Raw genomic sequence first — 5,442 nt, 5'->3', positions numbered from 1 at the left:
CCTGCGGGCAACCGCGAAGCTGCGGGCCGATTTTGGCGCCCGGACGTCGTCGCGCGTCGGTCACGATGCCTACAGCATCGCTCCCTCCTTGCTCCTCGCCGGACACCAAAATCGGCTCCGTCACGACCTCGTGCTAATTGAGTACAGACCCTGGAGCGACGAGCGTGACGACCAGCAGGATCACGCCGATGACGATCGAGAGCACGTTGAACATGACGCGTTATATGTGGGCAATACACTAAAGGCGCAAGTCCAATGTCGATATCATGGGCCGTTTCTTAACCATTCCAGGCGCATGGCGAACGCCGAACCGATCGGAGTTTTTTGGGTGGCCATCACCTTTCGCAACCTGGCTTGGGCGCTCGCCCCGCTCGTCCTCGCGGCGTGCGGATCGAAGCCGCCCGCCGACAGCAATATCGATTCGCTCGATGCGGAACTGGCCGGCAATACGACGGGCAACAGCCGCGACCCGGCGATGATGAGCGCGCTCCAGGACCAGATCATGGTCGACCCCGCGCTGACCGGTCAGGCCAACAACGACGCCGTTCGTCCGCCGCAACAGCCTTATTCGGGGGCGACGCCGCCCGATTCGGTGGCTCCGTCCAAGACCGACGGCACCACCATCGCCGACGGCACCGGATCTTCGAGCGGCGGCAGCAAGCCGGCACCCGCCCCGGCCGGCGATTGTCCGCAATGCAAGGTGAAGCGCGATTCCGTGACGCTCGGCGCACTGGCGCAACGCCAGGCCGACAAGCGCACATCGGGCTGCGCGCGCGGCCTTCAATATTCGACCGCCTGGGTGCAGCGCCTGCCCGCTGACATCCCGCTCTATCCCGACGCCCGCGTCGACGAGGCGGCAGGTGTCGCCGGCAATGGCTGCGCGCTCCGCGTCGTCAGCTTCTCGACCGGCGCCTCGGTCCAGAGCGTGATCGATTTCTATTATGGCCGCGTCACCGCCGCCGGTTATTCGGCCGAACATCAGGCCGATGGCGGGCAGCACGTCCTGGGCGGCGTCCGAGGCAAGGACGGCGGCGCCTATGTCATTTACGTCGAAAAGCGCGGCGACGGCAGGACCGAAGTCGATTTAGTCGCAAATAACGGGAACTGATCGGGTTCTCATCTCTTCTAGCCGCTTCAGCATCGACGCGAGCCCGCCCCTCCCGATAACGGACAGCAAGGGTCGCCGTTCGCGTCGATGCTGAAAACCGATCGCCGCAGAGCGGCGATCGTCCCGGCGCAGTCCGGGGCCCACCGAGCCTCCAGGCTACTTCCTTCGATGCTCAAATTCCCCTCCCGCCTGCGGGAGGGGTTAGGGGAGGGCGTGTCAACTGGCGGACTTATCACAGGCCCTCCCCCAGCCCCTCCCGCAAGCGGGAGGGGAGAGTAACGTCGCCCCATTTCTCAGTTCTCCAACCCCGCATTTGTTCATCCGCCCGCGTGCGGCTACAGCGCGCGAATGAATTTCCTTCTCGTCATGGCGGGCGGTGCCCTGGGCAGCGCGGCGCGCTTCCTCGTCGGCAAGCTGACGCTCGGCTGGTTCGGTCCCGATTACCCTTGGGGCACGCTCGCCGTGAACCTGATCGGCGGGTTCCTGATGGGCGTGCTAGCCGGAATCCTCGCGCGCGCCGGCGGCAGCGAACATACACGCTTGCTGCTCGGTGTTGGGGTGCTTGGCGGCTTCACCACCTTCTCCTCCTTCTCGCTCGACACCGTGCTGATGATCGAGCGCGGCCAATTGGGCATCGCGATCGTGTATGTGCTGGTCTCGGCGATCGGCTCGATCCTCGCGCTGTTCGCCGGGCTGCATCTCATTCGGGCAGTGGCATGAGCGAGATCCGCACTTTCATCGTCGCGCCCGATGACGACGACATCCGGCTGGATCGCTGGTTCAAGCGGCATCTGCCCGACACCAGCTTCACCACCGTCGCCAAATGGGCGCGGACCGGGCAATTAAGGGTTGATGGCGCGCGCGCGGCGCCGGGCGACCGGATTGCCGCGGGACAGACCTTGCGCTTCCCGCCACCCGAGCCGGTCGCGGTGGCCGGGAAGCCGAAGCGCGAGCGCCCTCCCCTTACCGATGACGAGGTCGCCTTCGCGCGCGAGTTGGTGATCCACCAGGATCCGCAGGCCTTCGTGCTCAACAAACCGCCCGGGCTGGCGACGCAAGGTGGGACCAAGACCCACCAGCATGTCGACGGCCTGCTCGACGCGCTGCAATTCGACAATGACGGACGGCCGAAGCTGGTCCACCGGCTCGACAAGGATACGTCGGGCGCCTTGCTCGTCGCGCGCACGTCGCGCGCGGCGGCCTTCTTCGCCAAGGCGTTTTCGGGGCGCACCGCCAAGAAGGTCTATTGGGCATTGGTCGTCGGCGTGCCGTCGATCGAGGACGGCATGATCGAACTGCCGATTGCCAAGCAGCCCGGCACCGGCGGCGAGAAGATGCATGTCGACGAAGCCGAGGGCCAGCCCGCCCGCTCGCGCTATCGCGTGATCGAGCGCGCCGGCAATCGCGCCGCCTGGGTCGAGTTACAGCCGTTCACCGGCCGCACGCATCAATTGCGCGTGCACATGGCCGCTATCGGCCACCCGATCGTCGGCGACGGCAAATATGGCGGTCCCGAAGCCTTTCTGAGCGGCGGGATCAGCCGCAAGATGCACCTCCATTCGCGGCGCATCGCGGTCGATCATCCCGATGGCGGCAAGATCGATGTCGAGGCCGAATTGCCGACCCATTTCGCCGAAAGCCTGGCCGGACTGGGCTTCGACCAGATGGCGGGCAACATGATGCCGCTCGACGAACCGGCCCCGCCGACCAAACAGGTGAAAAAGGCCTGGGCAAAAGCGCACGCCAAGACCGTGCGCAAGGAACGCAAGGGCGAACGCCGCAGCCGCGGTGCCGCGGTCGAGCCGCGCAAGTCAGGATCGCGTCCCAAACCTGCCGGCGCCAAGGCCGCTGGCCCCAAGACTTCGAACGGCAAGCCTGCGGGTTCCAGATCGGCGGGTCCCAAGCCCGGAAGTCGCAAATCTTCCGGTCCTCCGTCCTCGGGGCCCAAGTCCGCAAGCCCCAAGGGCCCGCCTCGCAGGGGCCGCTGAGAATCACCTTATGGTCGCCCCTTCCCCATCATCCCTCCCCGGCGAAGGCCGGGGCCCAGTGTCGGGTTGCTTTGTAGCGACGCGAGACGCTGGATCGCACCTGACATCGCAACTGGGCCCCGGCCTTCGCCGGGGAGGTGTTGTAGGAATGGACGATTGATGCATCCCAATGCCGCGTTCCGCTGGGAAGATCGCGACGCGATGCGCGCGCTCGTCACCGAGCTCGGCTTCGGTGCGTTGTTCTGCGCGACGCCCGACGGACCGCGTGTCGCGCATGTTCCCATCGTGTGGCTCGACGACACGACGCTCGGCCTCCACCTCGCGCGCGGCAATGGCATCTCTCGTCACCTCGATGGCGCGACCGCCTTGTTCGTAGCGCAAGGGCCCGACGGCTATGTCAGCCCGGACTGGTACGGCCTCGACGACAATCAGGTCCCGACCTGGAATTACGTCGCGGTCGAACTCGAAGGCACGATGCGGCGGATGGAACATGACGCGCTGGTCGCGCAGGTCGATCAACTGACGGCCCAGCAGGAAGGCCGGCTCGACAAGGCGCCATGGACTCGGGGCAAAATGGACCCGGCGCTGTTCGACAAGATGACCAGTGCGATCGTCGGCTTCCGGCTGGAGATCGCCGCATGGCGCGGCACGCTGAAGCTGGGCCAGAACAAGCCGGAAGCGGCACGACTGTCGGCCGCCGACGGTGTCGAGGCATCGGGACGGCGCGGCATAGCGCACTGGATGCGCAACGCGTGAGCAACCCTACAACCAAGCTGGCGATCTTCGATTGCGACGGGACCTTGGTCGACAGCCAGGCCAATATCTGCCGCGCGGTCGAGGAAGCGCTGAGCGAGGCGCGGGTCGAAGTGCCCTCGCGCGACCGCATCCGCCGCATCGTCGGGCTGAGCCTGGTCGAAGCCATGCAGGCACTGCTCCCCGACGCAGCCGACGTCGATCACCGTCGGCTGGCCCAGGCGTATAAGGACAAATTCTTTGCGATGCGGACCAGTGGCGCGCTCGCCGATGAGCCCCTGTTCGACGGCATCGACGCGATCGTCGAGCAGCTCGCCGGCGATGGCTGGATGCTGGGAGTCGCGACCGGCAAATCCGACCGCGGGCTCGATCATATCCTGACCGCGCATGGCCTGAAGCACCATTTCGTGACGCTGCAGACCGCGGACCGCCATCCCTCCAAGCCGCATCCGTCGATGATCGCGGCGGCGATCGCGGAAGCCGGCGCAGACCCGGCGCGCACGGTGATGATCGGCGACACGAGCTTCGACATATTGATGGCGGTCAATGCCGGGGTCCGCGCGGTGGGAGTCGCCTGGGGCTACCATCCCACGGAGGAACTCGTCGCCGCCGGCGCTCACGGCGTGGCGCTTGCAGTCGCCGACCTGCCGCATCATCTGGAGGCACGATGACCGATTCCGCCGTCCAATCCCGCAACCGTTGGTTGATCATCACCGCTATCCGCCTGCTCGCGATCGCCGGCGCGGTGTTTGCGGTGATCCTGATCGGGCGTGCGCCGACCTGGCCTCCAAAGGTGCTGGGCGTCGCGATCGTGCTGTCGGCGCTCTACATGTCCTGGGCGGTTCCCGCCTCGCTCGCGCATCGCTGGCGCACCGCCGACGAACCGCCCAAGCGGACGACCAAGACGCGGCGATGAAACGGTTCTGGAAGGACGTGACGGTCGACGCCGAGCTCGGCGTGCGGCTCGACGACCGGCCGGTGCGCACGCCCGGCCGCGTGCCGCTGTTGCTGCCGACCGCCGCCCTGGCCGAAGCCGTCGCCGACGAATGGCGTGCGGTCGCTGGCGATATTGATCCCCGCGCGATGCCGCTGACCGGCCTGGCCAATGCCGCGATCGACCGGATCGGCCCTGATCCTGCCGCGTTCGCCGCCGGCCTGGCGGCGTATGGCGAGAGTGACCTGCTGTGTTATCGCGCCGATGGCCCCCCCGATCTCGTGGAGCGCCAGGCCGCTTTATGGAACCCACCGCTCGATTGGGCGCGCGACCGCTATGACGTCCATTTCGAGATCGTGACCGGGGTGATCCACCGCGCCCAACCAGACGCCACCATCGAGCGGCTCGGCGCGGCGATCGCCGCGCGACCGGCGTTCGAGCTCGCTCCGCTGTCGCCGATCGTCACGATTACCGGGTCATTAGTGCTCGCGCTCGCGCTTGCCGAACGCGCGATGCCAGCCGATGCCGCCTGGGCCGCCGCCAATCTCGACGAGGATTGGCAGGCCGAGCAGTGGGGCGAGGACGATCTGGCGGTGAAAACGCGCGAAGCACACCAGCGCGAGTTCGACGCCGCAGCGCGATTCCTGAGCCTCGTAGCC

At 66.8% G+C, this 5,442-nt stretch carries 7 protein-coding genes; all 7 read left to right on the top strand.

Annotated features, from left to right (window positions below; translation table 11 throughout):
• Positions 1-328: 328 nt before the first annotated feature.
• Positions 329-1,108 (top strand): hypothetical protein, encoded by a 780-nt coding sequence (locus tag SPR01S_RS20365; protein WP_066593497.1) that lies wholly within the window; start codon positions 329-331, stop codon positions 1,106-1,108.
• A gap of 348 nt (positions 1,109-1,456) precedes the next feature.
• On the top strand, positions 1,457-1,828 hold the full coding sequence (crcB, locus tag SPR01S_RS20360; protein ID WP_245662145.1) for a fluoride efflux transporter CrcB: 372 nt from the start codon (positions 1,457-1,459) through the stop codon (positions 1,826-1,828).
• Positions 1,825-3,096, top strand: coding sequence for an RluA family pseudouridine synthase (locus tag SPR01S_RS20355; protein WP_066593484.1), 1,272 nt, complete (start codon positions 1,825-1,827; stop codon positions 3,094-3,096). The genes crcB and SPR01S_RS20355 overlap by 4 nt, the downstream gene beginning before the upstream one ends.
• Positions 3,097-3,255: 159 nt before the next feature.
• Complete coding sequence (locus SPR01S_RS20350; RefSeq protein WP_066593483.1) at positions 3,256-3,852, top strand: FMN-binding negative transcriptional regulator; 597 nt, start codon at positions 3,256-3,258, stop codon at positions 3,850-3,852.
• A complete protein-coding gene (locus tag SPR01S_RS20345; protein ID WP_066593482.1) occupies positions 3,849-4,520 on the top strand; it encodes an HAD-IA family hydrolase in 672 nt (223 codons plus the stop codon). The genes SPR01S_RS20350 and SPR01S_RS20345 overlap by 4 nt, the downstream gene beginning before the upstream one ends.
• The gene (locus tag SPR01S_RS20340; protein ID WP_066593480.1) at positions 4,517-4,765 is read left to right on the top strand and encodes a hypothetical protein; all 249 of its coding nucleotides are present in this window, start codon (positions 4,517-4,519) and stop codon (positions 4,763-4,765) included. Before SPR01S_RS20345 ends, SPR01S_RS20340 begins: the two co-directional genes overlap by 4 nt.
• A partial coding sequence (locus SPR01S_RS20335; protein ID WP_066593485.1) for an ATP12 family chaperone protein occupies positions 4,762-5,442 on the top strand: 681 nt, incomplete at its 3' end. The genes SPR01S_RS20340 and SPR01S_RS20335, both read left to right, overlap by 4 nt.

The organism is Sphingomonas pruni NBRC 15498 (genome assembly GCF_001598455.1).
GTDB classification, from domain to species: domain Bacteria; phylum Pseudomonadota; class Alphaproteobacteria; order Sphingomonadales; family Sphingomonadaceae; genus Sphingomonas; species Sphingomonas pruni.
This window is presented reverse-complemented; position numbering and strand designations above follow the sequence as displayed.